We start from the raw sequence: 1137 nt of genomic DNA on the forward strand, positions 1-1137 counted from the left end.
GATCCTGACGACCTTGGAGGACACGCACTCGGTGGCGTAGTCGGGCACGGGGGCCTCGGGGTGGCAGCCCTCCGCCTCGAGCGAGACGGCCGTCTCCACCGCCTGCAGAAGGCCCCCCTCCGATATGCCCGCGAGCACGAAGCAGCCCCGCTCCATCGCCTCGGGGCGCTCGGTGCTCGCGCGCACGCACACCGCCGGGAAGGACCGGCCTATGCTCGCGAAGAAGGAGCTCTCCTCGGGAAGCGTCCCCGAGTCGGAGACGACGCACAGGGCGTTGGCCTGCAGGCGGTTGTAGTCGTGGAAGCCCATCGGCTCGTGCGTGCGCACCAGGGGGTGCAGGACGAAGCCGGACTCCTCCAGGCGCTTTCGGGAGCGCGGGTGGCAGGAGTACAGGATCGGGACGCCGTAGCGCTCGGCCAGCGCGTTGACGGCCCCGAACAGCGAGCGCAGGCTGGCCGGGTCGTCGACGTTCTCCTCGCGGTGGGCGGACAGCAGGAAGTACTTTTGGGACTCCAGGCCCTCCCGCTCGAGGACGTCGGAGGCGTCGATCTGGGGGAGGTTGGCCCTAAGGACCTCGGCCATGGGGCTGCCGGTCACGAAGGTGCGCTCCGGGGCGCACCCGCAGGCGTGCAGCCATCGGCGGGCGTGCTCGGAGTAGGCCAGGTTCACGTCGGAGATGACGTCGACGATGCGGCGGTTGGTCTCCTCGGGCAGCCTCTCGTCGCGGCAGCGGTTGCCCGCCTCCATGTGGAAGATCGGTATGTGCAGGCGCTTGGCGCTTATCGCCGACAGGCAGGAGTTGGTGTCGCCAAGGACCAGGAGCGCGTCGGGGCGCACCTGCGCCATCAGGCGGTAGGAGGCCTCGAGCACGTTGCCCATCGTCTGGCCGAGATCGTCACCAGCCACCCCCATCACGACGTCGGGCCCGCCCAGGCCAAGGTCGCGGAAGAACACCCCGTTGAGCGTCCAGTCCCAGTTCTGCCCGGTGTGGGCAAGCAGGCAGTCGAAGTGCCGGCGGCAGGCCTTTATGACCTCGGAGAGGCGGATGACCTCCGGGCGGGTGCCCACGATGATGAGGAGCTTGAGACGACCGTCGTCTTTGAAGGAGACGTCGGAGTAGTCGGTGCGCAGGGGCAT

Annotated in this window: 1 protein-coding gene; it reads right to left on the minus strand. The window is 69.0% G+C overall.

Annotation, left to right across the window (positions count from 1 at the left end):
• A partial coding sequence (locus KHZ24_11895) for a UDP-N-acetyl glucosamine 2-epimerase (GenBank protein ID MBS5451888.1) occupies positions 1–1137 on the minus strand: 1137 nt, incomplete at its 3' end.

The sequence above is a fragment of the Coriobacteriia bacterium genome, assembly GCA_018368455.1.
GTDB lineage: Bacteria > Actinomycetota > Coriobacteriia > Coriobacteriales > UMGS124 > JAGZEG01.